The following is a 306-nucleotide window of genomic DNA, read 5'->3' on the forward strand; positions in this document are numbered from 1 at the left end:
GACGTATAGCGCGTTGTTCGCTCCCGACGTTCTTGAGGCAGATACGATCAACGGTAAGCAGCAATATGTGCCGTTCTCGGGTTGGGCGGGTGCGTTGTGTGCTCGTACGGATCGCGTGGCTAACCCGTCGTTCTCACCTGCGGGTCTGAACCGAGGCATCGTCAACGCGCTGGGTACGCGCTACACGTACGATCAGGGCCAGATGGATGCTCTGTTCCAAGCGCAGGTCAACTACACGCAGACGTTCGTTGGTCAGGGTATCGCGTTGTGGGAACAACAGACGCTTGCTGCGCAGATGAGCGCGCT

1 protein-coding gene is annotated in these 306 nt (G+C 58.8%); it reads left to right on the plus strand.

The features are described from left to right. On the plus strand, window positions 1–306 hold a 306-nt coding region (locus tag AC1RPG_RS08645; RefSeq protein WP_481762578.1), incomplete at both ends, for a hypothetical protein.

Source organism: Dellaglioa sp. CoH-57-MRSF-18, assembly GCF_056781995.1.